The sequence below is a fragment of the Plesiocystis pacifica SIR-1 genome (assembly GCF_000170895.1).
Classification (GTDB): Bacteria; Myxococcota_A; Polyangia; order Nannocystales; family Nannocystaceae; genus Plesiocystis; species Plesiocystis pacifica.
On the sequence record NZ_ABCS01000088.1, the window covers coordinates 1 to 24,772 of the forward strand.

The 24,772-nt window shown below is 70.6% G+C and carries 19 protein-coding genes and 1 pseudogene; 13 read left to right on the plus strand and 7 right to left on the minus strand.

Annotation, left to right across the window (positions count from 1 at the left end; genetic code table 11):
• The 3 genes and pseudogenes from PPSIR1_RS31515 to PPSIR1_RS31520 form a co-directional block, all read left to right on the plus strand.
• A pseudogene (locus PPSIR1_RS31515) lies at nt 1-276 on the plus strand (hypothetical protein); the annotation flags it as partial.
• Complete coding sequence (locus PPSIR1_RS44400) at nt 273-617, plus strand: (2Fe-2S)-binding protein (RefSeq protein ID WP_006975288.1); 345 nt, start codon at nt 273-275, stop codon at nt 615-617. The pseudogene PPSIR1_RS31515 and the gene PPSIR1_RS44400, both read left to right, overlap by 4 nt.
• Nucleotides 614-1,888 carry an NAD(P)/FAD-dependent oxidoreductase gene (locus PPSIR1_RS31520; protein WP_006975289.1) on the plus strand — a complete coding sequence of 425 codons (1,275 nt, stop codon included), beginning with the start codon at nt 614-616 and terminating at the stop codon, nt 1,886-1,888. Before PPSIR1_RS44400 ends, PPSIR1_RS31520 begins: the two co-directional genes overlap by 4 nt.
• 16 nt (nt 1,889-1,904) lie before the next feature.
• Here PPSIR1_RS31520 and PPSIR1_RS31525 read toward each other — a convergent pair whose 3' ends face one another.
• Nucleotides 1,905-4,697 (minus strand): serine/threonine-protein kinase, encoded by a 2,793-nt coding sequence (locus PPSIR1_RS31525; protein ID WP_006975290.1) that lies wholly within the window; start codon nt 4,695-4,697, stop codon nt 1,905-1,907.
• Between the two features lie 303 nt (nt 4,698-5,000).
• Here PPSIR1_RS31525 and PPSIR1_RS31530 point away from each other — a divergent pair, with 303 nt between their 5' ends.
• Entirely contained in the window at nt 5,001-5,576 is a 576-nt protein-coding gene (locus tag PPSIR1_RS31530; RefSeq protein ID WP_006975291.1) for a hypothetical protein, read from the plus strand.
• A gap of 76 nt (nt 5,577-5,652) precedes the next feature.
• On the opposite strand, the gene PPSIR1_RS31535 is transcribed toward PPSIR1_RS31530, so the two are convergent.
• The 4 genes from PPSIR1_RS31535 to PPSIR1_RS31550 form a co-directional block, all read right to left on the minus strand.
• Nucleotides 5,653-6,456: a glutathione S-transferase family protein gene (locus PPSIR1_RS31535; RefSeq protein WP_006975292.1), complete on the minus strand. Its 804-nt coding sequence runs from the start codon at nt 6,454-6,456 to the stop codon at nt 5,653-5,655.
• On the minus strand, nt 6,453-7,214 hold the full coding sequence (locus tag PPSIR1_RS31540) for a hypothetical protein (RefSeq protein WP_045117157.1): 762 nt from the start codon (nt 7,212-7,214) through the stop codon (nt 6,453-6,455). Before PPSIR1_RS31540 ends, PPSIR1_RS31535 begins: the two co-directional genes overlap by 4 nt.
• A 105-nt stretch (nt 7,215-7,319) precedes the next feature.
• The gene (locus PPSIR1_RS31545; protein WP_198154659.1) at nt 7,320-8,510 is read right to left on the minus strand and encodes a pyridoxal-phosphate-dependent aminotransferase family protein; all 1,191 of its coding nucleotides are present in this window, start codon (nt 8,508-8,510) and stop codon (nt 7,320-7,322) included.
• 738 nt (nt 8,511-9,248) lie between these two features.
• Nucleotides 9,249-10,151: a LysR family transcriptional regulator gene (locus PPSIR1_RS31550; RefSeq protein ID WP_157596163.1), complete on the minus strand. Its 903-nt coding sequence runs from the start codon at nt 10,149-10,151 to the stop codon at nt 9,249-9,251.
• 72 nt (nt 10,152-10,223) lie between these two features.
• On the opposite strand from PPSIR1_RS31550, the gene PPSIR1_RS31555 reads away from it, so the two are divergent.
• The 4 genes from PPSIR1_RS31555 (at nt 10,224) to PPSIR1_RS31570 (ending at nt 15,444) form a co-directional block, all read left to right on the plus strand.
• Nucleotides 10,224-11,267 carry a DMT family transporter gene (locus PPSIR1_RS31555; protein WP_157596164.1) on the plus strand — a complete coding sequence of 348 codons (1,044 nt, stop codon included), beginning with the start codon at nt 10,224-10,226 and terminating at the stop codon, nt 11,265-11,267.
• Nucleotides 11,254-12,480: an alanine racemase gene (locus PPSIR1_RS31560; RefSeq protein ID WP_006975297.1), complete on the plus strand. Its 1,227-nt coding sequence runs from the start codon at nt 11,254-11,256 to the stop codon at nt 12,478-12,480. Before PPSIR1_RS31555 ends, PPSIR1_RS31560 begins: the two co-directional genes overlap by 14 nt.
• Nucleotides 12,477-13,901 carry a hypothetical protein gene (locus tag PPSIR1_RS31565; protein ID WP_006975298.1) on the plus strand — a complete coding sequence of 475 codons (1,425 nt, stop codon included), beginning with the start codon at nt 12,477-12,479 and terminating at the stop codon, nt 13,899-13,901. Before PPSIR1_RS31560 ends, PPSIR1_RS31565 begins: the two co-directional genes overlap by 4 nt.
• Nucleotides 13,902-14,157: 256 nt before the next feature.
• Nucleotides 14,158-15,444: a citrate synthase gene (locus PPSIR1_RS31570; protein WP_006975299.1), complete on the plus strand. Its 1,287-nt coding sequence runs from the start codon at nt 14,158-14,160 to the stop codon at nt 15,442-15,444.
• 165 nt (nt 15,445-15,609) lie between these two features.
• On the opposite strand, the gene PPSIR1_RS31575 is transcribed toward PPSIR1_RS31570, so the two are convergent.
• Nucleotides 15,610-16,074 (minus strand): hypothetical protein, encoded by a 465-nt coding sequence (locus tag PPSIR1_RS31575; protein ID WP_157596165.1) that lies wholly within the window; start codon nt 16,072-16,074, stop codon nt 15,610-15,612.
• 328 nt (nt 16,075-16,402) lie between these two features.
• Between PPSIR1_RS31575 and PPSIR1_RS31580 the strand changes: the two genes are divergently transcribed.
• The 5 genes from PPSIR1_RS31580 (at nt 16,403) to PPSIR1_RS31600 (ending at nt 24,108) form a co-directional block, all read left to right on the plus strand.
• Nucleotides 16,403-18,325 (plus strand): feruloyl-CoA synthase, encoded by a 1,923-nt coding sequence (locus tag PPSIR1_RS31580; protein WP_006975301.1) that lies wholly within the window; start codon nt 16,403-16,405, stop codon nt 18,323-18,325.
• 361 nt (nt 18,326-18,686) lie between these two features.
• Nucleotides 18,687-19,370, plus strand: a complete 684-nt coding sequence (locus tag PPSIR1_RS44405; protein WP_006975302.1) for a TetR/AcrR family transcriptional regulator — start codon at nt 18,687-18,689, stop codon at nt 19,368-19,370.
• Nucleotides 19,371-19,552: 182 nt separating this feature from the next.
• Nucleotides 19,553-21,928: a TonB-dependent receptor gene (locus tag PPSIR1_RS31590; RefSeq protein WP_198154660.1), complete on the plus strand. Its 2,376-nt coding sequence runs from the start codon at nt 19,553-19,555 to the stop codon at nt 21,926-21,928.
• A gap of 121 nt (nt 21,929-22,049) precedes the next feature.
• Nucleotides 22,050-23,228 carry a hypothetical protein gene (locus tag PPSIR1_RS31595; protein WP_006975304.1) on the plus strand — a complete coding sequence of 393 codons (1,179 nt, stop codon included), beginning with the start codon at nt 22,050-22,052 and terminating at the stop codon, nt 23,226-23,228.
• 160 nt (nt 23,229-23,388) lie between these two features.
• Nucleotides 23,389-24,108 carry a DUF459 domain-containing protein gene (locus tag PPSIR1_RS31600; protein ID WP_045117159.1) on the plus strand — a complete coding sequence of 240 codons (720 nt, stop codon included), beginning with the start codon at nt 23,389-23,391 and terminating at the stop codon, nt 24,106-24,108.
• A 28-nt stretch (nt 24,109-24,136) separates the two neighbouring features.
• Here PPSIR1_RS31600 and PPSIR1_RS31605 read toward each other — a convergent pair whose 3' ends face one another.
• Complete coding sequence (locus tag PPSIR1_RS31605) at nt 24,137-24,769, minus strand: hypothetical protein (protein ID WP_006975306.1); 633 nt, start codon at nt 24,767-24,769, stop codon at nt 24,137-24,139.
• Nucleotides 24,770-24,772: the final 3 nt, after the last annotated feature.

A 24,772-nucleotide genomic window follows, 5' to 3' on the forward strand; every position in this document is an offset into this window, starting at 1 on the left:
CGCCGCGACACCAAAGACGAGGCCCGCGGCCGCTGCGGGAGCCTCGGCGGCACCGAGCTGTGGGCCGCCGGGGACGTGTGCGGCTGGCTCGGGCCCGAGGCCGCCGCCCGCGACGGGGCCCGGGTCGCCGAGGCCATCGCCGCCGCCCTGCGCGACGAGCCGGCGGCCGCGAGCCGACGCCTGGCCCCCGCCCATCCCCCCGGACCGCCCGCCATGCGCGAGCGCCCCGTCGTCCGCGACGCCTTCGAAGATCGACCCGGAGAGCTGCAGCCATGAGCAAGCGCGTGTTTTTGTGCCGCTGTGAGGACGTGACCATGTCCGAGCTCGACCACGCCCTCGCGGCGGGGCTCGAGACCATCGAGGAGATCAAGCGCTACACCGGCTTCGGCACCGGCCCGTGCCAGGGCCGGGAGTGCATGGCCACCGTCGCCTGCGAGCTGCTCCGCCGCGGCCTCGTCGAGCGCGACGCCCTGCGCCCCTTCACCGCCCGGCCGCCCGCCGAGCCCGTCAGCTTCGGCGCCCTGGCGACGGTCCCCGATCCCTTCCGCGATCCGGGCCTGGCCGCGGCCAGCGACGAGTCCAGCGAGCCCAGCCAGTCCGAGGGGGAGGCTCGATGAACGCCGAGCACCGCCCCGCGAGCTCGCGCAGCGCCCCCGCCAAGGGCAGCATGGGCAGCGCCCGGGCTCCCCTGCCCCCCGAGCTCGATCTGCTGATCATCGGCGGCGGCGTCATGGGCCTGTCGATCGCCTACAACCTGACCCGCGAGCTCGCCCGCAAGCGCAAGCGCGGCAGCCAGTCCGCGCCCTTGCGCGTCGCCGTGGTCGAGCGCAGCTACCTCGTGTCCGGGGCCTCCGGGCGCAACGGCGGCGGCCTGCGCATGCAGTGGGGCGACGCCGGCAACGTCGCGCTGATGCGCGAGAGCATCGAGATCTGCCGGCGCCTGGCCCAGGAGCTCAACATCAACCTGTGGTTCCGCCAGGGCGGCTACCTGTTCCTCGCCCGGACCGAGTCCGGCGAGCGTCGCCTGCACCGCAACGTGGCCGTGCACGAGCACGTCGGCGCGCCCACGCGCCTGCTCGCCGCCCGCGAGGCCCTCGAGCTCGTCCCCCAGCTCGACGTGTCCGAGGTCCGCGTGGCCGCCTACAACCCCGAGGACGGCGTCGTGTTTCCCTGGCCGTTCGTGTGGGGCTACGCCGGCAAGGCCGTCGAGGCCGGGGTCACGATCCGCACGCACACCGCCGTCGAGGCCCTCGAGCCCAGCGAGCGCGGCGGCTACGCTGTGCGCCTGTCCAGCGGCGAGCGCGTGTGGGCGGCCCGGGTCGTCAACGCGACCGGGGCGTGGAGCGTCGGCCTCAACCACGACCTGGGGATCGAGCTGCCCAACCACCCCCACCGCCACGAGATCCTGTCGAGCGAGCCGCTCAAGCCCTTCCTCGACCCCCTCGTCGTCGACCTCGAGACGGGGCTGTACTTCTCGCAGAGCACCCGCGGCGAGATCGTCACCGGCATCACCTTGCCCGATCCCCCCGGCCAGCCGCCCGACCGCGAGGTCCGCCTGGGCTCGAGCCTGCGCTTTTTGTCCAACGTGTCCCGGGCGCTGATCCGCGTGCTCCCGATCGCCGCGCACCTCAAGCCCCTGCGCCAATGGAGCGGGCCCTACGACCTGTCCCCCGACGGCGACGCCATGGTCGGGCCGAGCCCCGGGCACCCCGAGCTCATCCAGGTGTGCGGGTTCACGGGCCACGGCTTCATGATGGCCCCGGCGGTCGGCCGCATGGTCGCGCGCTGGCTCGCCGACGGGCAGGCTCACCCCATGCTCGAGCGCTGGGACCCCTGCCGCTTCCGCGACGGCCGGCCCGCGCGGCGCGAAGACATGATCATCGGCTAGCCGAAGGACGAGGGGCTCAGCCTGCGTCTTCCTCCGGCGGCAGCTTCAGCTCGTCCAGGCGCGCCTGGTAGCGCAGGGCCGACTGTTCACGGCCCCGGCCGCGCTCGAGGGTCACGAGCATTTCGAGGATGTCGGCCTCGAAGGCATCCCCCATCGACGCCCCCACAGAGCGGCCCTCGTCCAGGGCGTGCTCGCAGGCGACGACTCCCTCGGCCCAGGACTGAGCCTGGACGAGCATCCGGCATCGACGCTTGTTCAAGTTCGCGCGGCTCGGGTGAGGGCCCTCGTAGAGCACGTCGTAGATGGCCAGCACCTTCGCGTAGGCAACCCGGGCGTCGTCGTAGCGTCCGAGCACCGCGTTCGCCCAGCCGACGTTGGTCATGGCGACGGCGTACTCGACCGAGGACTCCCCCCGGTGCACGAGGAAGGTCGCCGCGGCTCGCTCGCTCCTTTCGAGCGCCTCCTCCACGCCACGCTTGGCCGTGCTCGCGATGTTCGCCAGGGTCAGCTCGACGGACGCGACCTGGGTCGAGTCCGGACCGAACACCTGCTTGCGAATCTCCAGCGCGGACTCCAGCGCCGCCACGGCGCCGTCGACGTCATTGACTAGGCTGCGCACGTTGCCGAGGCTGGCGTAGACCGACGCGACCTTCGGGTGGGAAGGGCCGTAGAAGTTCAAGTTGCGCTCGACCGCGAGCTCGAGCACCTCCGTGGCCTCGTCAAACTTCTCGACCACGGCCAGGGCGATGCCCAGGTTGCTCATCAAGGTCAGGGTCAGCTCGTTGTCCGTGCCCAGCGCTCGCTCGGCGAGCTCGAGGCCTTGGCGATAGTGCGCGAGGGCCTCCTCGTACTTCCCGTCGCCGTAGAGCAGCGAGCCCATGGCGCTCTCGAAGCGCGCGGTGAGCTCGGGGGGCTCGCCCGCCCGGGCCAGCGCCCCCTCTGCCGCGAGCGCCCAGGCCCTGCCCTCGCTCCGTCGGTTTTGCTTGTGCCCGACGTAGTGGATCATCCGCGCCCAGAGCTTGGCCTCGTGGCGCGCATCCCCGCGCTTGGCCGCGAGCACCACCGCTTCGCGCAAGCTCGCCTCGGCGCCGTCGGGGTCGTTGGTCTCCGCCTGACTCTGGGCCAGGTCGTAGAGCCCGCGGACCAAGGTCGACTCGTGCTCCAGCTCCCGGGCGTTGGCGACGACGGCCTTGGCCAGGGGCAAGCTCGTGTCGAACTTGCCCAGGGCCGCGAGGGCCTGCGCGCGGTCGAGGTCGGCGTCCATCGCCTCGAGCAGCTCACGCTGCTCGGGGGTGAGGTCTAGGTCCTCGCTGGTCTGCGAGGCGGTGACCGTCGCGCAGTCGTCCGGATCGGGCAGGTCGTGGGCCACGCCGACAGAGCCCTCGACGATCTGATCGTCGGCCTCCGAGAACAGCTCGACGAGGGCCTCGAAGTCCTGCAAGCGCTGGTCGAGGCAGCGCATGCGCTCCTCCGCGAGCATGGCCTGCTGCTCGCCGCCCACGGCCTGGGCGTGCTGGCAAATCTCGACGCTCTGCTGCTCCCAGCCCTCGGACCAGTGGTTGAAGAAGCGAATCACGCGATCGGCCGCGTCCGCGGCGAAGGGCTTGCTCGAGCGCCCGAAGGCGGCCCGCAGCGCCTCGCGCTGCTGATCGCCCCAGCGCTCGTGGATCTTCGCGCCGACGTCCTCGCACATGTCGGCGGGCTCCTCGATCACGCTCCCGCCGAGGAGCCAACCGAGCACCCCCGCCGTCACCCCGATGATGCCCACGGCCCCGGCCCCGGCCCGCCACAGGCGGCGGATGGGATCGCGCTGCAGCGCCGAGAGCAGGGCCTCCATGGACGGCCAGCGCTCCGAGGGGTGCGGGTTCAGGCCCCGGGCGAGGACCTTGTGCACCCAGCTGGGCACGTGCCGCGCCGGACCCTCCTTGGGCGGCGGACGCAGCCGCCCCTCGGTCATCTTGGTCAGCTGATCGCGACGATCCGTGCCCTCGAAGGGCAGCCGGCCATAGAGCGCCTCGTAGAGGCTCACGCAAAAGGAGTACTGATCGGTGAAGGGGCCCACGCGCAGGCCCATGTGCTGCTCGGGGGCCATGTAGGCCGGCGTCCCGACCATGCGCCCGGCCACGGTCAGGTCGCGCGAGGCGCTGGACTGGATCTCGGAGATCAGCGCGTCCTCGCTGGTCGCGTCGCTCATGTCGCCCAGCGGCTTTTGGTTGCGCAGCACCTCGAGCTCGAGCCGCTCCGCCCGCTCGCCCTTGGTCCGCTCCTTGGCGACGCCAAAGTCGGCCACGCGCACGTCCCCGTCGTTGCTGAGCAGGATGTTCGCCGGCTTGAAGTCGCGGTGGATGATGCCGGCGGTGTGGGCAGCCGCGAGGCCCTCGCCCGCGGGGATGAACTTGGCCAGGACCTCCTCCCAGCTGCGCTGGCCGTCCTTGACCCAATCGCGCAAGTTCGTGCCCTCGACGAACTCCATCGCGATGTAGACCTGCCCCTCGTAGACGTCGACGTCGTGGACCGTGACGACGTTGGGGTGGCTCAGGCGGGCGAGGGCCTGGGCCTCGCGAAACAAGCGGTTGCGCCCGGCCGTAGACGCCTCACCCGTCGACGCCGTGCGCAGCAGCTTGAGCGCGATCTTGCGATCGAGCTTCGGATCGTAGGCCGCGCACACGAGCCCCATCCCGCCCATCCCGATGGAGTCGAGGATGACGTAACGACCGATCGTCGAGAGCCGCCGAGGCTCGCCAGCCTCGGTCTCGAAATCGGCGATGGTGGCCGCCGGCGCCGGCTCCTCGAGTGGTTCGGAGGCCATGTGGACCTGGGTGGGATTGTAGCTCCGACCAGGCTCCGTGGAATCGTTCGTGATTCAACCATGGCAAACACGCGAAAGTAATTTTTCACATTCTAAAACTATGACCAGCGATGAACTCACCAGTGGCCTTTAATCTCTTCGCTCGATTCCGAACAGCCGCGAAATACACGCACTAGTGCCCAAGTACAGCGATACTGGAAAGTCCCGTGGGATTGTCGGAGAGCAGACATAATTTTCAGTTTGCATTTTTAGTGTATGCCAGATTATAGTTGTCCCAACGGGCAATCTCGAAAGACCTCTCCGATGCGCCGCTCTCTCCTCGCTCTTTCTCTCCTCCCGGTCCTCTCCTTCGCCCCCGCCTGCGATACGGGCGATGACGACGCCACTTCTGATGAAGCCTTCCGCACCGGCGCCGACGTCAACATGCAGCTGACCGAGTCCGGTGAGGGTGGGGACAACGGCACGGTCATCTGGGACATCCAGGAGGCCGGCGTCTACGCGGGCGAGGCCAGCGAGGGCAACCAAATCATGGAGCTCGTCGGCAACGAGATCTACGCCAACGGCGAGCTCACCTGCACCGTCGAGAACGCCTACCTCAACGGGCGCGTCGTGATGGGCGCTGGCGACGAGGTCCTGTTCACCGTCTACGAGAACGAGGTCTACCTCGGCGAAATCGACGCCAAGCGCCTCGGGCCCAAGACCAAGCGCCGCTTCGCCGACCAGCTGCTCCTGACCTTCGACGGCTCCGACGTGCACTGGGGCCACTACGCCGGCGAGTTCCTCTCGGCCAACGCCGACCTCGAGAGCGCCAGCGACGGTCGCAAGCTGCTCATCGCGGCCCTGGTCGAGGGCCACTGCGGCAGCAAAGGCCTGCCCTGAGTTTCACCACCACGAGTCCTGGAGAGCGGGAGCGAGACAGCCCCAAGGTTGACGCGGGTCAGCCTTGGGGCTGTTCTCAATTTGGCTCTTGAAGCCCGCGCTCTTCGGCGTACATGCGCAAGATGAAGCGCCCCGCCGGTCGCTCGCGCAGCTGCGTGGCCAGCTCGCGCAGCGCGTCGGGGAGCGCATCGAGGGGGGGCAGCCAGGCCCCGTAGCCCTCGTCCTCGCCCACGACCAGGGCCACCCCGCCCAAGGCGGCGAAGCACAGGTCCGCGGCTGAAAAAGCGTCGCCGCACAGGTAAGGGCGACCGTCGGCCAGGCGCGCGTCGACGGCATCGAATTCGGTCAAGACGCGCTCTCGGGCTCGAGCGGCGCGCTGCGGCTGGATGCCCAGTCGCTGGCGCAGCACGGCGGAGATGGGCGCGCGCGCGGCCGCGAACAGCTTGGCCTGCGACGGCCCGACGTTGTTGCGGGCCATCGCCCGCATCAGCTCGGGATCGGGCAACAGGTAGAAGTAGGCGAGGCGCCGAGTATCGTCGCCAAAGCGACCGCTGTAGTGCGCCGCGAGCTCCCGGGCTTCATCCGAGCGCGCCAGGGTGCCCGGGGCGACCGTCGCGCGCGCGTGCTGGTCGACGAACTCGACGATCGCCGCCGAGTCGCGCAGGACCGCGTCGCCGGTGAGCAGCACCGGCGTCGACGCCCGGGTCGACTGGGGATCGGGGGAGCCGAGCCCCCGCAGCCCCAGGGCCCGGACCACGGGGCCAAAGTGGAGCACCGGCATGGTCCGGCGCTCGACGTAGGGCGAGCCCGTGCGCCCGAGCATCCACCGGGCCTTCTCGCAGTAGTGCGAGAAGGCGATGGTGATCAGCGTCCAGCTCACGGCTCCACCAGGCGCAGGACCAAACCCGCGACGCCCTCGGCCAGGGCCTCGTAGTCCCCGTCCTTGGCGTAGGGGATGTGCAGGAAGTAGGCGGCGCGCAGGGGATCGTCGGCCCCGCCCTCGGCCAGGGCCGAGAGCGCGCTGAAGTGGGTCTCGTTGCACAGGTAGGCGTTGTCCTCCCGGGCCTTTGCGACCACGACCTCGTAGCCCGCCACGCGCTCACCCTCGAGCGCCTGCACGCGAGCCGCGACGGCCTGCGGAGCCGCCAAGACCCGATCGGCTTCGCCACGGATCGCCTCGGCCCGCTCGACCCCGGCCGCGTCCTTGCCCTGGCGCAGGTCGTAGGCGCCGGCCTCGAGCTGGAGGGCGTCGAAGCGATCGTAGACCCCGAGGCCGAGGTTGACGATGACCTCGTAGCGGTCGCTGGGCACCTCGGCGAACACGCCCCAGGTCACCGGCATGGTCGCAAAGGTCCACTCGATCTCGGGCTGCGCGGCGCGCAACCGGGCGACGAGTGGACCGTCGAAGCTGTCCGCCCCGCTGGGCTCGGTCTGGGTCTCGTCGCCCAGGAGTAGCCGGCAGCTGGGGTTGTCGCGGCAGCGCCACAGCTGGGGCGGATCGCCGAGCTCCCGCCAATCGTTGAAGCCCGTGACGAGCACGCGCACGGGCGCCTGGCTCGGCGCCTCGGCCTTCTTGGCGGGGCCAACCTCCGGCGTCTCGGGAGCGCTGCGCACGTCGGCCTCAGATTCCCCGCTCACCGCACACCCCAGCGCGAGGGAGGTGAGCAGAGCGGGCAAGCCGAGGCGGAGAAGATGCGTCGACACCGGGCCATGGTACCAGGCCCAGTCCCAGGCCCCGGCGGCTCAGGCGTTCGCGTAGGCGGCCGCCGCAGCCGCCACGCCACGCCCAGCGCCCGCGCCCTCCGCCGCGCCCGCGAGCACCTCGTCGAGGGCCGCGAGGCACAGCATGACGTTGGTCTTGGTGCACGCCGCTCCCATCAGCCCGATGCGCCACACCTGCCCCGCGAGGTCGCCGAGGCCTCCGCCGACCTCGAGGCCGTACTCGTCGAGCAAGCGCCTCCGCGTCGCGCCGTCGTCGAGACCCGCGGGCAGGCTGACCACGTTGAGCTGGGGCAGGCGATGCGCCGCCGCGACCCGCAGCGCGAGCCCCATCGCCTCGAGCCCCGCGGCCAGCGCCTCGTGGTGTCGACGATGCCGGGCCCAAGCTGCCTCGAGGCCCTCCTCGGCGAGCATGCGCAGCGCCTCGTGGAGCCCATAGATGGCGTTGACCGGCGCCGTGTGGTGGTAGGCCCGCTTGGCCCCGCTGCCCCAGTAGCCCATCACCAAGGACAGATCGAGGAACCAGCTCTGGACCGGCACCTTCCGCGCCCGGACCCGCTCGACCGCCCGCTCGGAGAAGCTCAGGGGCGACAGCCCCGGCGCGCAAGACAGGCACTTTTGCGAGCCCGAGTACACGGCGTCGAGCTCCCACGCGTCGACCTCGAGCGGCACCCCGCCGAGCGAGGTCACGGCATCGACGACGACCAGACAATCGTGGGCATGGGCGATGCGGGCGAGCTCCTGCGCGTCGCTGAGCGCCCCCGTCGACGTCTCGGCATGGACAAAGGCGACCACCCGCGCGTCGGGGTTGGCCCGCAGCGCCTCCTCGAGCTTGTTGGGATCGACCGGCTCCCCCCACGGATCATCCACGGCCACCGCCTTGCCCCCCGCCCGCTCGACGATCGCGTGCATGCGCCCGCCAAACACCCCGTTGCGGCACACCACGACCGTATCCCCCGGCTCCACGAGGTTGACCAGGCAAGCCTCCATGCCCGCCGACCCCGGAGCCGAGAGCGGAAAGGTCAGCGCATTGCTCGTCCGCATGGCGTACTGCAGCTGCCCCTTGACCTGGTCCATCAACCCAACAAAAGCCGGATCGAGATGCCCAACCGTCGGCTTGGCCATGGCCGCGAGCACCCGCGGATGAATGTCGCTGGGCCCAGGACCCATGAGGACGCGCAAGGGGGCTTCAAAGGCAGTGTCGAGCTCGCTCATGATCGACGCCCTTGTACCTGCCCACCTCCCCGGCGGCTAGTACCCCCCCAAGTCCCTTCCAGTTCCAGCGCCGAGCAATCCCCCTCCTCTCGAGAGTCGGAGCCAACACCCTCCGCACCACGACGGGCACAAAAGGGGCAAGGGGGTCGGATCCCCCAGCGCAAGGAGCCGCTCCAACGCTCACCGAAGCCCAGCCCCCCACCCATCGTCAACGACCAAGACCCCGACAACCCATGCCTTCAGGCGACAGCGGGGGATCCGACCCCCTTGACCCGTGCCCGCTCTCCGTCACAGACGAGACCCCTCGCCAAACCCAGAAAACCCAACTCCCTCCAGCTCAACGGCGAGCCCCGGAGTTCAACCAATCCCCCCTCCTCTCGAGAGTCGGAGCCAACACCCTCCGCACCACGACGGGCACAAAAGGGGCAAGGGGGTCGGATCCCCCAGCGCAAGGAGCCGCTCCAACGCTCGCCGAAGCCCAGTCCCCCCACCCACCGTCAACGACCAAGACCCCGACAACCCATGCCTTCAGGCGACAGCGGGGGATCCGACCCCCTTGACCCGTGCCCGCTCTCCGTCACAGACGAGACCCCTCGCCAAACCCAGAAAACCAATCGACCCGTCCCCGCTCCCCGTCGCAGACGAGACCCCTCGCCAAACCCAGAAAACCAATCGACCCGTCCCCGCTCCCCATCACAGACCCCCTCGCCAACCCAGCACACGACCCCCGAGACCCCCCTACCCCGTCTTCCGCCGACGAGCCCGCCCCCGCACCACCTCCGCCAACGCCCGCCCCGCCCGACTCATGTGCCGCTCCGCCGACCACGCCAGCAGAGTCTTCCGCTCGAGCGCCGGGTGCGTCACCCGAGCCGCGCTCAACCGACCCGCAGCCAGCTCATCCGCGAAGGCCCGCGCCGGCAGCAAGGTCCGCCCCGCCCCCCGCCGCACCAACTCCAGCAAGAGCTGGAGACTGTCCGCCTCCACCGGCACATCCACCCCCGCCCCCAGCCGCGCCGCGTGCCCCTCGACGAAGGCCCGCAGCCCGTGACGCGGCGCAGGCAAGATCAACGGCTCCCCCAACACCGCGCGCAGACGCAGAGCGCTCCCCGCCTCGAATTCTCCCGGCCCCCCCACGCACCACAGCGACTCCCGCCACAGCGCCTCGGTGCGCACCGCCGGCGAACGCACCGGCTGATAGAGGATGCCCAGGTCCAAGCTCCCGCGGACCAGCGCGTCGTGGATGGCCCCGCTCAACGCCACCACCACGCGCAGCGCCACCTGCGGGTGGGCCTCGCGGAACACCTCGATGACGTCGGCCGGCAGCGCCATGCCCACGCTCGGCGGGACCGCCAGGCTGACGCTGCCCGTGACCACCTCGGCCTGCGCCGCGACCTCGCTGGCGAGCTGCTCGAGCTGGGTCAGCAAGGGCCGGGCCCGCTCGGCCAACAGCGCGCCCGCGTCCGTGACCCGCATGCCCCGACCCGTGCGCTCGAACAGCGCCACGCCCATGTCCGCCTCGAGCTGCTGGACGTGTCGACTCAGCGCCGGCTGCGACAAGTGAGCGCGCCGGGCCGCCGCCGACAGGCTGCCGAGCTCGACCACGTGGAGAAAGGAACGCAGTCGATGGGTGTCGAGAGACATATGCATTTTCAGTATAGCTGATAGCCAGCAATTCGAATGGAATCATGGCTCAGCCCAGCCCATGCTGTGGTCGTGAGCGAGCCACGCGACCCTGGCGGCCCTGGCGACCCTGGCGACTCGCAGCTGCGACCGACGACCTGGGTGCTGCTCGCCACCGTCGGCCTGGCCTTCAAGGGCATCTTCGCCGGCCTGGCCTTCGACGAAGGCGCGTCCGTGCTCGCGGTCATGAGCCTGCGCGTGCTCCTGGCCCTGCCGCTGTTTTGGCTCGGAGCGCGGCTCTTGCTGCGCCGCGCGGTGCCACAGCCCAAGCAGGCCGAGGCTGAGGCCCCTTCCCCCGTCAGCTGGCGCATGCGCCTGGGCGCCATGGCCTGCGGCGTCCTCTACTGCGCCGGCGCGCTCGCGGACTTTCGGGCCATCCAGGCCATCGGCGCCGGCCCCTCCCGGGTCCTGCTGTTCTCCTACCCGGCCTTCATCCTGATCTTCGACGCCGTCCGCGAGCGCCGAATGCCCCCGCGCGAGCAGCTCTTCGCCCTCGCCATCGCGTGGCCGGGGCTGGCCCTGGTCGCCCTCGGCGAAGGTGCGGGCGCGGGCACGGGCGGGCCCAGCGAGGCCCTGCTCGGCGCGGGCCTGGGCCTGTTCGCGGCCCTGACCTACGCCCTGTATCTGCGCGCGAGCCAGGACGCCACGCGGACCATGGGCTCCCCGCGCTTCGCCGCCTGGTCGAACACCGGCACCGCGCTGGCCATGGTCGTCGGCCTCGCCGTGCTCGCAGGCGTGCCGGCGACCGCCCCCCACGTCACGGCCGTCGCGTCGACCCCCCCGGCCGCGGCAGGCTGGATCCTGACCATGGCCGTGCTGTCGACGGTCGTCCCCTTCTTCTTGTTGTTCGAGGGCATCCGCCTCGCCGGGGCCACGCGGGCGAGCCTGATCACCCTCGCGGGCCCCCCGGTGACGCTGTTCGCCGCGTGGCTCGCCCTGGGTGAGACCCTGCGCCCCGCTCAGCTGCTCGGCGCGGCCATGGTCCTGTGCGCCGTCGGCGTGCTGCGTCGGCGCCCCGCCGAGCCTGCGCAGCCTCCCCGCCCCTTGCTACCCTCGGCCGCCCATGACCGACGCTGACTCCACCGCGCTCGAGCGCGACCGCGCCGAGGCTCTCAGCCGCGCCGTCGCGCCCCTCGAAGACGAGCTGATCACCCCGGCGCTGGTCATCGACCTCGACGCGGTCGAGCACAACATCGCGGCCATGGTTCAGCGCGCCGGCTCGCCCCAGCGCTGGCGCCCGCACCTCAAGACGACCAAGCAGGCGGTGGTCATCTCGGCGCTGATCCGCGCAGGCCTGCGCCACCTCAAGGTCGCCACCCTCGACGAGCTCGAGCTGGTCCTGCGCACCGGCGCGGCGGAGGACGTCGCCCTCGACGTGCTCGTGGCCTACCCCCTCCAGCGCGCGGCCTGCCGCGGCGCCCTCGCCCTCGCGGCGCGCTGGCCCGAGGCCCAGATCCACGTCCTCGCCGACTCACCGGCGCACCTCGAGGCCCTGGCCGCATGGTCCGGCTCCGACCCGCTCAGCGTGCTCCTCGACGTCGACCTGGGCATGGGGCGAACCGGCAGCGCCCCCGACCGCTGGCGCGCGCTCGAGGCCACGCCCGAGGGGCTCTCGCTCGCGGGCCTGCACGGCTACGACGGGCACCACCGCTGGACCCACCGGGAGGCCGCCCACGCCGGCTACGGCCAGCTCTGCGCCCTGGCTCAGGCCTTCCTCGAGCGCCCCGCCCTGCGCATTCAGGGGGCCTTCGAGCTGCTGACCTCCGGCACGCACAGCTACGCCCACGCCCTCGCCTACCCCGGCTTCGCCGAGTCCAAAGAGGCCCCGAGCCCGAACCCCTGGCTGCACCGCGTCTCGCCGGGCACCATCGTGTTCAACGATCGCCGCTCCAAGCCCGCGGCCGAGGACCTCGGCCTGCGCCAGGCGGCCTTCGTGGCCAGCCGGGTGATCAGCGTGGGGCCAGGCCGGGCGACCCTCGACGCCGGCAGCAAGGGCGTCACCCCCGACGCCGACAGCCGGGGCAGCTGCGCCGTGCTCGGGCACCCCGCCCTGAGCCCGCGGCGCGCGAGCGAGGAGCACCTGCCCCTCGCCCTCCCCGAGCCCTCGCTCGAATCCTCCCTCGAGTTTGGCGCCCTCGCCTGGCTCGTCCCCGACCACGTGTGCACCACCGTCAACCTCCACCGCGAGGCGCTGTGGATCCGCGGCGATCGCCTCGTCGGTCGGGGCCCGATCGTGTCCGGCCACCGCCCCCGCGCGCCGCTGACCGAGGCCCAGGAGGCTCGCCCGTGAGCCCGGAGCGCGCGCGCTCGCTGGCCTGCCTGGGCCTGCTCACCAGCCTCGCCGCGGCGGGCTGCTCCGATCCCCGCGAGCTGCCGATCCGCGTGCTCTTGCCCGAGGAGCACGCCGACTACGAGCTCGCCGACAACGCCAGCTTGGTGTTCCTGCCCAGCGGCGACGTGTTCAGCTTTGGCGTCGACGGGACCGAGTTCAGCCTCGAGCTCGAGGGCGAGCCCAGCGGCTCGCCGCAGCAGATGCAGCTCTACCTGGCCTCGGGCCAGGAGCTCATCGCCTGGGGCCAGACCTCGGTGTTTGCGACCGCCAACCCCGACCTCGGCCTGTCCCTGTTTCTGGGCCGGCCGGGCCGCCTCTCGACCTGGCCCGAGCGCATCGAAGACCCCGACCCCAGCCTGCTCGCGGCGCACTCCACAGGTCGCGGGATGATCCTCGTCGAGAGCTCCGGGGCGACCTTCCTGCTCAACGAGTACACCCTCGAGATCGAAGCCGGCGAGAGCCTCGACCCGGACCACGCGGCCCTCGACGCGGACGGGGCCCTCAACGGCGGGCTCTACGGCGCGGCCTCGGGCGAGGTCGTCCGCGTGCTCTTCGAGGGCGACGAGCCGGCCCGGGCGTGGCGCTTCGACCCCGGCCTCGACAGCTGGTCCGCCGTCGCTCTCGACGCCGCGACCGTCGACGGCCTGAGCCAGCGCGAAGGCGCGGCGACCTTGCTCAGCGAGGACCGCGAGACCCTGTGGCTGTTCGGCGGGGGCGAGCGCACCGACGTCGCCAGCCTCGACCTCGACAGCTTCGCGCTCAGCCTGCACCCCGAGTGGACCCTCGATCATCCCCGGCCCGACGCGACCGCGCTGTGGCTCGGCGACGCGGACGCCCTCCTCGTCGGCGGCGGCGATCCGGAGTCCGCGGGCCCGCCCCCGGCCGTGGCCTTCCGCGTGGCCGAGGGCGCCGCGAACGGCAGCACCCTCGAGCCCTGGCTCCGCCCCGGCTGCGCGCTGATTCGAGATCCCTTCCACGCCGAGCCCGAGTCCGCCGAAGCTTCGGAGTCCGCGCGGGCCCTGTGCCTCGGCGGCCTCTCGGCAGGTGAGCCCTCGAGCCTCGGCGTCATCCTCGACCTGGGCACCACGGACGAGCCCTCCTCGAGCCTCCAGACCACCCCAGACTTTCTCCCTGCGGCCATTGGCGACCCCATCCTGCTCGCAGACGAACAGGCGCTCTACGCGCAGGGCGCCGGACGATGGTTCGTCATCGACCGCGAAACCGAAACCCTGAGTGAGGGCGATTCACCAACCCTCCGCGGTCAGGGAGGGCATTCCGTTCCCCTGGCTACAGGTGCTACCTTCCTGGTCGGCGGCGTCGACACCGAAGGCGTCGCCCTCGATCGCTGGGAAGTCTTCACGCCCACCGTCGAGCCCTGACCGAGCCGGGAAGCCTGCCAACCAGGCAGACCCCGCGCCGGCCCCTCTCCTCAACCATCTCCTCGTCCCCGAGGCCATCACCAAAAATTCACCTTAGCGCCACCGGATCCATCCTCTAGAGGGAGCTTTCCTCATCGACGGATGACGCTCGCAACGCGCATGATCCCCCGGCCGTACCCCGGACGACCGGCGCTGGCTGAAACCCACCCCAACCCTCGAGCCGCTCGACTCGAGGGCTGCGACCACGGAGCTGCGAATGGCGGACACGCTCACTGTCAAAGACAACCGAACTGGCAAAGAATACGAAATTGAGATCTCCGACGGCACCGTGCGTGCCGCGGACTTCCGAGGGATCAAGGTCGACGACGATGACTTCGGCCTGATGCTCTACGACCCGGCGTTCAAGAACACCGCCTCGTGTCGCTCGGCCATCACCCTCATCGACGGTGACAAGGGCATCCTGCGCTACCGCGGATACCCCATCGAGCAGCTCGCCGAGCAGTCGACCTTCCTCGAGGTCGCCTACCTGCTGCTGTGGGGCGAGCTCCCCAACGAGTCGGAGCTGGCCGAGTGGTCTGACCAGATCACCAACCACACCTACGTCCACCAGTACCTCATCCGAGGCATGGAGGGCTTCAAGTGGGACGCCCACGCCATGGGCAAGATGGTGTCCCTGCTGGGCACGCTCTCGACCTTCTACGAGGACAGCAAGCAGGTCCGCGACGCGAGCGTTCGCCGTGAGCACATCATCAAGATCATCGCCAAGATGCCGACCATCGCGGCGTGGTGCTTCCGGCACATGCAGGGTCGCCCCTACATCTACCCGGACAACGAGCTCGGCTACGTCGGCAACTTCATGAACATGCTGTTCCGCATGGCCGAGCCCAGCTACAAGCCGAACCCGGTCATCGCGCGGGCCCTCGACGTGCTGTTCATCCTGCACGCCGACCACGAGCAGAACTGCTCGGCCTCGGCCGCCCGCGCCGTGGGCTCGGCCGAGACCGACCCCTACTGCTCCCTCGCGGCCGCGTCGGCGGCCCTCTACGGCCCGCTCCACGGCGGCGCCAACGAGGCCGTGCTGCGCATGCTCCGGGAGATCGGCAACGTCGGCAACATCCCGGGCTTCATCGAGGGGGTCAAGAACCGCGAGCGTCGGCTCATGGGCTTTGGCCACCGCGTCTACAAGAATTACGACCCGCGCGCGCGCATCATCAAGGGCCTCGCCCACGAGGTGTTCGCCGTGACCGGCAAGAACCCGCTGCTGGACATCGCCCTCGAGCTCGAGAAGATCGCCCTCGACGACGACTTCTTCGTCAGCCGCAAGCTCTACCCCAACGTCGACTTCTACTCGGGGCTCATCTACCAGAGCATCGGCTTCCCCGTGGAGTTCTTCCCGGTGCTGTTCGCCATCCCCCGCGCCGTCGGCTGGCTGGCCCAGTGGCAGGAGATGCTCTCCGACGCCGAGCAGAAGATCGCGCGCCCGCGCCAGATCTACGTCGGCGCCGACAAGCGCGACTACGTGCCCATGAGCGAGCGCGGCTGATTCGCAGCTCGCCAAGCTCGACGGCCGACTTCCCTCGGAAGTCGGCCGTCCTGTTTTAGACCCCTGATCTTTTGACTGATCTTCTGGCGATCGAGAAAGGCCGGCACCCTCGCAGGTGACCGGCCTTCGACGTGTCGCGCGTATCCGGGAGTCGCAGATTCCTGATCAGACTCGAGACTCGGAGTAGGTGAAGGACTCGGGCACCGCGCGGTCGAGAGTATCGAGACCGTCGAGGATGTTCTCCACGTCCGCGTCGGCGCCGTCGAAGTTGCTCAGCCAGCCAGCCGCCTCGAAGGGCTCGCGGAACACGCGAGAGTTCGTCGTGCGCGGAAAAATCTGCATCGAGAGGCTGTTGTAGATCGACGCGCCCATGCTGCGGCTGCTGTCGACCACCCAGGCCACCGACTCGACCTGCGGGCCGCGGGCGAAGCCCTCGCGGTACATCTGACGGACGTCGTTCTCCGGCGGGGGGAAGGGCTGACCGACCCAGATCAGCATCAGCATCGACTCGAAGTGACTGCGCAGTTTCAGGTACGCCGTCACCTCGCGCCGCGCGTGATCCACGGTCGGGCAGGTCGGGTGGTACATGACAAACACCCGGCCGCGGAGCGCGGCGACACCGCGTCCCAAGCACACACGGTCGGGCAACTCCCAGCGATGCACTCCCAGTGACACCCTTGCAGGCTACATGGCTGGCCAGGGATTGGAACTAAAAAATTGAACTCTCACTGGAATCGCTCAGAACGCCCGTTTTTCGCCATTCCGAATTTCCGAAAGCCAGAGCACTCCGGGTTCAGCTTGTAAATGGCGAAAACGAGCTTCGCCGATCGGGGCACAAACGCCCGAAAGGACTGGCCTAGGGACCGAAATTCGGTCTCAGGGACAGGTCACTCTGCGCCTCGACCGAGGTCATTGATCGAAGGTCCAGGGGAGAGATCTCGGTGTTACCCTCACGGTCATGGGGACAAAGATCGCGCGAACGCGGCCGAGCCTCGCGCCACCCAAGGTCAATGTTCGCATTCGCGCTGATGGCGCCACCCTCATCGAGAGCGCCCATTCCCTGGGTCGGGTCCCGCGCTGCCTCGGGAGTCTGCTCGCCGCCAACGCCGAGGCCCACCCCGATCGCGCGTTCCTCGGAGAGCGCAGCGGCGCGGCCGAGGGGGCGCCCTGGCGGCAGGTCACCTGGTCCGAGGCGCTGGTCACCGTCGAGCGCCTGGCCTCGGCCCTGCTCGAGCTGGGCGCCAGCGCCGAGCGGCCCCTGCTGATCCTCTCGGGCAACTCCATCGCCCACGCGCTGCTCAGCCTCGCGGCCATGCACGTCGGCGTCCCGGTGGCGCCGGTGTCCGTGGCCTACTCGCTGATGTCGAAGGACTTCGCCAAGCTGCGGCGCATCGCGGACTCGGTGAAGCCCGCGGTGGTGTTCACCGAGCAGCGCGCGCCCTTCGAGGCCGCCATCGAGGCCGCGGGTCTGGGCGCCCTGCCCCGCGTCCACGCCGAAGCGCTCGACCCCAGCTCGAGCGAGCCGAGCCACCACCACGCCTTTGCGAGCCTCGCCGAGCACCCGCTGAGCCCGGAGGTTGCGGCCCGCTTTGGCGCCCTCGGCCCGGACTCCGTCGCCAAGATCCTGTTCACCTCGGGCTCCACCGGCGCGCCCAAGGGCGTCATCAATACCCAGCGCATGCTGTGCTCCAACCAGGCCTCGCTGGCGACGCTGTGGCCCTTCCTCGCCGAGCAGGCCGCCGAGGGCAAGCCGCCGGTGCTGTGCGACTGGCTGCCGTGGAACCACACCTTCGGGGCCAACTTCAATTTCAACCTCGTGCTGATGCACGCGGGCACGCTGTGGATCGACGGCGGCAAGCCGGTCCCGCACCTGTTCCCGACGACCCTCGCCAACCTCCGCGAGCGCGCCCCGACCCTCTACTTCAACGTGCCCCGCGGCTTCGAGCTGCTGGTCGCGGCCCTCGACGCGGACCCCGAGCTGCGCGCCCACTTGTTCGCCGAGCTGCAGCTCATCTTCTACGCGGGCGCGGCCCTGCCCCAGCACCTGTGGACGCGCCTCGAGGAGCTGGCGACCACGCCCGAGACCGGACGCGGCGAGCCGGTGCTGATGGTCTCGGCCTGGGGCTCGACGGAGACGGCCCCGTGCTCGACCGCGGTCCACTGGCCCATCGAGCGCGCCGGGGTCATCGGCAACCCCATGCCCGGGACGCAGATCGCGATGATCCCCAACGGCGACAAGCTCGAGCTGCGCGTGCGCGGGCCCAACGTGTTCCCCGGCTACTGGCGCGAGCCCGAGCTGAGCGCCGAGGCCTTCGACGAGCACGGCTTTTATCGCATCGGCGACGCGGGCAAGCTCGCCGACCCCGAGCACCCCGAGCGCGGCCTGGTCTTCGATGGTCGCGTCGCCGAGGACTTCAAGCTCAGCTCCGGGACCTGGGTCCACGTCGGCAAGCTGCGCCTCGCGGTGATCAGCGCCTGCGAGCCGCTGGTGTCCGACTGCGTCGTGGCCGGACACGACCGGCGCGAGCTCGGCGTGTTGCTGTTCCCCAACCTCGCCGCGTGCCGGGCCCACGTCGAAGCCAGCGAGCCCAGCGCTCCCGGCGATCCCGCGGCCGCACAGCGGAGCGACGAGGCCGTCCTCGCTCACCCTGCGCTGCGCGAAGCGCTCGCCGCTGCACTAGCCGGGCACAACCGGGACAACCCTGGCAGCAGTACGCGCTTTGCCCGGGCCCTGGTGCTTTCACAAGGCCCCTCCGTCGACGCAAACGAGATCACCGACAAGGGCTACATCAACCAGCGCGCCGTGCTAGCTCGGCGTCGTGCCACAGTCGAGTCGTTGTACTCTGACTCACCTGGGGTGATTCGCCCCAACTATGGATAGCGTTTAGCAGCTTTAGAGTACACCGAATCGGTGAGTGGGCTCACCATACGATTGACTATCGACATTAAGTGGCACGCACCGGCCGACGGGCCCTTGCATCCGGCCCCTTACCATGTGCATTAACCAGGAGCGAGCACCTCTCGCTCCGCCGACATGAGCCCCCGTGAAACGGGGCAGGATGCGCCCGGATGGCCGCTGACGTTCCGGTGGAGCTGCGCTCGTTGCGTGGGAGGAGAATCGACTCACCGTAGCAAAACACCCCGCTGAGTCCCACGCGATTCCGTCGCAGATCCACGGCACCGGAGCCAAACCTTTTTGTGCACCGCGGCTAAGGCGCGATTTGACGACACCACCAAGCACCATGCCCAAGCCGACCTTCCTGAACCTCCCCGACGAAAAGCGTCAGCGCATCACCGAGCTCGCCATCGACGAGTTCTCCACGCACCCCTATCGCCAAGCGTCGCTGTCCCGCATCGTGGCCCGCGCCGGCATCGCCAAGGGCAGCATGTACCAGTACTTCGAGAACAAGCTCGACTTGTACCAGTGGCTGGTCGTCGAGGAGCTCGAGCGCCGGCGCCGGGACTGGCTGGACAACCACAGCCACGTCCGCGGTGAGGGCCTGTTTGCGGAGCTCGAGCAGCGCGCCCTGGCCTCCGTGGGCTTCCTGCTCGACCACCCTCGCCTGGCCCGGCTCGCGGCCGCGGCGATGGAGCCCACCTCGGACGCGGAGCTGCGCTCGCTGCACTCGCGCCTGCGGCAAAACGAGCTCGACGCCCTGACTCGCGCCATCGCCGAGGCCATGGAGCGCGGGGAGATCCGCGAGGATCTCGACCCCCGCGCCCTCGCCCACCTCATCGAGGCCATGGTCCTGCGCGGGCTGCCCGACGCCGTCCTGGCCAGCGCCGGCGTCGACGTGCACAGCATCGACGCCAAGAAGAGCGAGGAGACGCGCATCGAGGAGGAGTCGTGGCGTGGCATGGTCCGCCAGAGCCTCGCCATGCTGCAGTCGGGCCTGACCCATGCTGCCCCAGCCGTGCACGCCTGAACCGCGGTAGCGCCACGCTAGACGCGCACTGAGGGGATCCCCGGGTATTGAGGGGATCCCCTTCTTGTATGTCCAGAGGCGGCCAAGAGAATGGCCCGGTGACTCGCGGATGCTACGAAGTCGCGCGTCGCCTCCTGCGCATGTCCATTCGGTCGCAGCGAGCGACCCCGAGCATGGCCGCCTTGTCACTTTTTTTCGCTGCGTCGATCGCCCAGGCCGCACCATCCCCCCAAAACGCAAGCCCCGGCGCCGAGTCGGACGCGAGCCCCGCGACGCAGAGCCGCTACGGCGGGGCCAAGGAGGACGCGACATCGAGCGCCAGCGCGGAGGACAGCGGCTACGGCGAGGACGCCGACGAGCGCGAGATCACCGTGCACGTCGACCCGGTCCACGACTACCGCGACGCGAGCGCGGTCGACCGCCGGACCATGCAGACCCGCCTGCCCCGCTCGGCCCCCGACGCGCTCCGCTACGAGCCCGGCGTGTTCGTCCAGCAAAGCGGCCACGGCCAGGCCTCCCCCTACGTGCGCGGCCTGACCGGGCAACAGACCCTGATCGCCTTTGACGGCATCCGGCTCAACAACGCGACCTTCCGCCAGGGGCCCAACCAGTACTTCTTCACCGTCGACTCCCGGACCATCGCCCACCTCGAGGTGGTCCGCGGCTCGGCCTCGACGCGCTGGGGATCGGACGCGCTCGGGGGCGCGCTGCTGACCACGCCGCTCGAGCCGAACCTCGGCCGGCCCGCGCCCCGGCGCAGCGGCAACGGCAACGGGGGCGAGCACGCAGCCGCCGAGGGTCGGCGACCGACGGGCTGGGTCGTGCACCCGCGCCTGGCCATGACCGCGCGCACGGCCGACGGAGAGGCCGGAGCGCGGGCCCAGGTCGACCTCGGCTGGGGCGGCAAGATCGGGCTGCTCACCGGCGTGGGCTACCGCGTGGTCGGGCCGCTGCGCACCGGCGGGCCGGTGCTGTCTCCGGCCACCGGCGAGCCCTGGCGAGAGCCTCGCTTCGACAGCGACCAGCGCACCCAGCTGGGCACGGGCTTTCGCGAGCTGTCCGCGGACACGCGCCTGGTCTGGCAGTTCAACCCGCGCATGCGGCTGACCGCAGCCTACTACGACTACCGCCAAAAGGACGCCCCGCGCACGGACAAGTGCCCGCCGGCCGAGGCCCCGGAGAGCGAGTGCCTGCGCTACCTCGACCAGTTCCGGACCCTCACCTACCTCGCCTTCGACAGCGAGCGAGGGCCCGCGCCCATGGAGCGCGCGCGCGTGTCCGTGTCCTACCAGCGTCAGCACGAGCGCACCCAGCTGCTGCGCGACAACGGCATCCCCGAGATCGACGGCGGGACCGAGAGCAACGGCCGCGACCGCGTCCACACCCTGGGCCTGCGCGCGACCGCCTCGACCGCGAGCTGGTCCGTCGGCGACTCGGGGGTCTCGACCGTCGGCGTCGACTACGGGGCCGACCTCTACTTCGACCAGCTCGAGAGCCTGGCCTGGCTGCGCTTCACCGACGTCGACCCGGTGATCACCGACGTGCTCAGCCGCGGGCAGTACGTCGACGGCTCGCGCTACCTGAGCTCCGGCGCGTGGGTCGAGCCCTACGTGTGGGCCGGACCGCGGGTGCGCGTCCGGGCCGGCGGCCGAGCGGCCCTGGTCCACGCCGACTCCCCCGGCGACGAGGACAGCGGCACCCGGGTGATCGAGCGGACCTGGGGCGCCGTCGTGGGCAACGCGGGGCTGATGGTCCTGGCCACGGAGTGGCTCAGCTGGCACCTCGACTTCGACCAGGGCTTCCGCGCGCCCAACCTCGACGACCTGACCAGCCGCCAGCAGACCGGCCCCGGCTTTCAGTACGAGAACGCCGATCTCGAGCCCGAGCGCTCCCTGTCCCTCGACACCGGCTTCCGGGTCCGCCACGAACGCGTCGAGGCCAGCTTGTTCGCCTGGCACGCCTTCATCCGTCAGCTCATCGGCCGGGCGCCGCGGGAGATCGACGACTGCCCCGACGACGGCGTCGTCAACCCGACGGGCTGCGGGGCCTCGAGGACGCGCTTTCAGCTGGTCAACCTCGACGGCTGGGCGCTGCTGCGGGGCGTCGACGCCTCGGTCCGGGTGTTCCTGCCCCTGGGCCTGGCCGTGCGCACCACCGCGTCGTGGACCTGGGGCGAGGGCCCCAACCCCGTGCCGCCGCCCGAGGCCGGCACGACCTCGAACTACCGGGCCCGCCTGCCGCTGTCGCGCATCCCTCCGCTCAACGGCAGCGTCGAGCTGATGTGGAACCATCGCACGGGGGTGTGGCTGGGCAGCGCCCTGCGCTGGGCCACGGCGCAGACCCGCCTGGCCCTGGCCGACGAGTCCGACACGCGCATCCCTTTGGGTGGCACTCCGGGCTACGCGGTCTGGGACCTGCGCGCGGGCTATCGCTTCGATCCCAACGTGCTCGTCTCGGCCGTATTCGAGAACGTGCTCGACGCGGCCTACCGCTACCACGGGTCGAGCGTGAACGGGGCGACGCGCAGCCTGAACCTGAACCTCGAGCTCGGCTTTTAGCGCGAGCTTGCTCGCGTGAGCTGCAGCGAGCCCGACCGTGAAATGGGGGATTCCCCTCCATCGGCCCCCGGGGAGTCCCGTCTACACCGGGGAAGGCCCCCCACGGTATTCGAGGGCATCCATGGCTACCCGAACGCTGCTGATCGCCCCCTTCGCCGCGGCCGTCCTGGCCCTGAGCGCCACGGCCTGCATCACCGACGACGACCCCGTCGACGACGACGTCGGTGACGAGGGCGGCGAGGGAGGGACGCCCTGCGATCCGGCCGCGGACGCCGTCGACGAGAGCGCCTGCGCCCCCCTCGACTCCGACTTCCAGTCCGCCGACCCGGACAACGACCCCTACCCCGCGTGCATCAGCGACTCGGGCAGCTACGAGCTCTACGCCGACCCGCCCGGGTCCATCGACCGCGTCGTCGCGCTCCAGGACATCGCCGACCTGCTGTGGAACGCCGGCGCGGCCCCGCGCCCCGACGACTTCGTGATGGCGCGCAGCATCTACGAGATCGACCAGGGCCTCGGCTCCCGCGTCGATCGCCGCGAGGACCTGCACTACCCCCCGGTCCCCGAGGCCGAGTGGGATCCGGGCGTCGACGCCGACAAGCAGTGCTCCGTGGAAGCGCTCGCCGAGGCCTACCCCGATCGCTGCGCGGGCCCGGCCAAGCTCCGCCCGATGATCAACCAGGCCTTCATCGACGGCATCGAAGGCAACGGCGACGCCAACGTCGCCGCCGCCAAGATCGAGGCCGCGTTCATGTGGTTCGTCTACCTCTCGACCTACAAGGAGGCGAACACCTGCATCCCCAAGGGCAAGGACTGCGACTCCTCGTGGGCTTACTACACTGGCGGCGCCCAGATCGGGGGCGAGATGCTCGGCCTGGCCAAGCTCGTCGAGGCCTACAGCCCCAACACCCACCAGCGCATCTTCGACGGCATCCTGGCCGTCCGCTGCTGGCGCGACCTCTACTCCGTCGACGACTACCCGACCTACGAGGACCTGCCCGAGGACGGCCAGGCCCTCTATGACCAGGCCTGGGAGCAGCTCGACGAGGCCCTCCACCGCGGCCTGGCCGTGGTCATCCGCCAGCACGCCCTGGCCCAGGACGACGACCAGTGCAGCGAGGCCACGGAGGCGAATTGGACCTTCGTGCAGATCACCGGCGACGTGCTGGTGCGCGAGATGGAAGAGCGCGGCGTCGCCGAGCTCGACGAGTACCGGAGCCTGCTCGCCCTCGACGCCCCGACCACCGAGGACGTCGAGGCCCTCGTCGGCATCCTCGACACGGTGTTCGACTGTCCCTGAGGACGGTTGGACCCACGCCCGCCCCCCTGAACTGGGTACAACGAGCGGAGCGCGCCCTGCTGGGGCCGGCTGGGGCCGCTCCGCCTCGCATTTTCGGCCCACCAGCCGCGCATCCCGCGAGAATTTGAGACTTTGGCGCAGATGCGCTTAGTTAGGCGGGATGTCCCGTGACACCGCCCTGAGTCGACGCACCGCGCTCTTTGGCATGGCCGCCGCCCTGGCCTGCGCCGGCCTCCCCCGCGTCGCCCGAGCCGGCGAGCAGCGCGTGCTCATCCTCGGCGGCTCGTCCATGCGCGGGGCCCTGGGCAAGCGCCTCGAGACCGAGCTGAGCGCCCTGGGCTACACGACCAAGCGCCACGCCCGGAGCGCCTCGGGGCTGGCCCGCTCGGACTTCTACGACTGGTTCGCGGCCGCCGAGAAGGCCGCCTCGGGCTTCTCGCCCACGGCGACGATCCTCCAGTTCGGCGGCAACGACGGCCAGAGCATGTTCATGGGTGAGGACGCCAGCCCCAAGTGGATCCGCTGGGACGAGGAGGGCTGGGCCGCGGAGTACGGCCGCCGCGTCGACGCCCTGAGCGAGCAGCTCAGCCCCGGCGGCAGCGCCCGGGTGATCTGGATGGGCATGCCGAACATGCGCTCGAACAAGCTCGACGGGCGCATGGCGACGATCAACGCGATCGTCCGCGAGACCGCCGAGGCCCGCAGCGACGCGCGCTACGTCTCGACCCGCGGGGTGCTCAGCGAGCGCTTCGCCCAGAGCATCAAACGCGACGGCGCCGAGGTGCAGATCCGGGCGAAGGACGGCATCCACTTCAGCCAAGAGGGCGCGACCTTGCTGGCCAAGGCGCTAACCGACACCCTGGTCGACGCGATCGGCTAGCAACCGGGCAATCGCGGTCGTCCGCGACTCACTCGGAGGGCTGGGCGGCTTCGCCGTCGGCGGCGGCCTGCTCGAGGGCGACGCGGGCCTCGAGCTGCCCGATGAGCTCCCGCGCCGACGGGAAGTCGACGGAGCTGAGCTGCAGGGCCTCGCGGGCGCAGGCCAGGGCCTCGGCGTAGCGCCCCAGGCTGACCAGCGCGCGGGCCTTGGCGAACACCAGCAGCTCGTGGTCGTCGTCCTCGAGCTTGTGGTGCGCCTCGTAGGTGTCGATGGCGTGGATCGCCTGGGCGCCGTGGCCCTGGTTGATGCGCGCCTCGGCCAGGTCGAGGACCAGGTCGGCGGTCTGGCGCTCGGCCAGGCTCAGGGCCGAGGCGTACTCGTCGTCGGCGGCCTCGTAGTCGCCGCGCGCGGAGTAGTAGTCCCCCGCCGTCCGGTGCCACAGGACCAGCGCCCGCTCCTCCTCGGGGTCGGCCCCCTCGAGCAGCTCCGCGGCGTCGTCGAAGCGCTTGAGCGCGAGCTTGGCCTGGACCAAGAGCATGCGGCCCAGGAAGCTGTAGGGTTCGACCTCCAAAAAGCGCTGACAGTGGAACTCGAGCGCCGCGTGATCGCTGTCCTCGAAGGCCGCGATCGCCTGCTTCCAGATGTCTTGCTTGGTGGCCATGGC

Coding starts and splice junctions, on each gene's coding strand:
- PPSIR1_RS44400 (WP_006975288.1), top strand. CDS start 273: ATGAGCAAGCGCGTGTTTTTGTGCCGCTGTGAGGACGTGACCATGTCC.
- PPSIR1_RS31520 (WP_006975289.1), top strand. CDS start 614: ATGAACGCCGAGCACCGCCCCGCGAGCTCGCGCAGCGCCCCCGCCAAG.
- PPSIR1_RS31525 (WP_006975290.1), bottom strand. CDS start 4,697: ATGGCCTCCGAACCACTCGAGGAGCCGGCGCCGGCGGCCACCATCGCC.
- PPSIR1_RS31530 (WP_006975291.1), top strand. CDS start 5,001: ATGCGCCGCTCTCTCCTCGCTCTTTCTCTCCTCCCGGTCCTCTCCTTC.
- PPSIR1_RS31545 (WP_198154659.1), bottom strand. CDS start 8,510: ATGAGCGAGCTCGACACTGCCTTTGAAGCCCCCTTGCGCGTCCTCATG.
- PPSIR1_RS31550 (WP_157596163.1), bottom strand. CDS start 10,151: ATGTCTCTCGACACCCATCGACTGCGTTCCTTTCTCCACGTGGTCGAG.
- PPSIR1_RS31560 (WP_006975297.1), top strand. CDS start 11,254: ATGACCGACGCTGACTCCACCGCGCTCGAGCGCGACCGCGCCGAGGCT.
- PPSIR1_RS31570 (WP_006975299.1), top strand. CDS start 14,158: ATGGCGGACACGCTCACTGTCAAAGACAACCGAACTGGCAAAGAATAC.
- PPSIR1_RS31580 (WP_006975301.1), top strand. CDS start 16,403: ATGGGGACAAAGATCGCGCGAACGCGGCCGAGCCTCGCGCCACCCAAG.
- PPSIR1_RS44405 (WP_006975302.1), top strand. CDS start 18,687: ATGCCCAAGCCGACCTTCCTGAACCTCCCCGACGAAAAGCGTCAGCGC.
- PPSIR1_RS31595 (WP_006975304.1), top strand. CDS start 22,050: ATGGCTACCCGAACGCTGCTGATCGCCCCCTTCGCCGCGGCCGTCCTG.
- PPSIR1_RS31600 (WP_045117159.1), top strand. CDS start 23,389: ATGTCCCGTGACACCGCCCTGAGTCGACGCACCGCGCTCTTTGGCATG.
- PPSIR1_RS31605 (WP_006975306.1), bottom strand. CDS start 24,769: ATGGCCACCAAGCAAGACATCTGGAAGCAGGCGATCGCGGCCTTCGAG.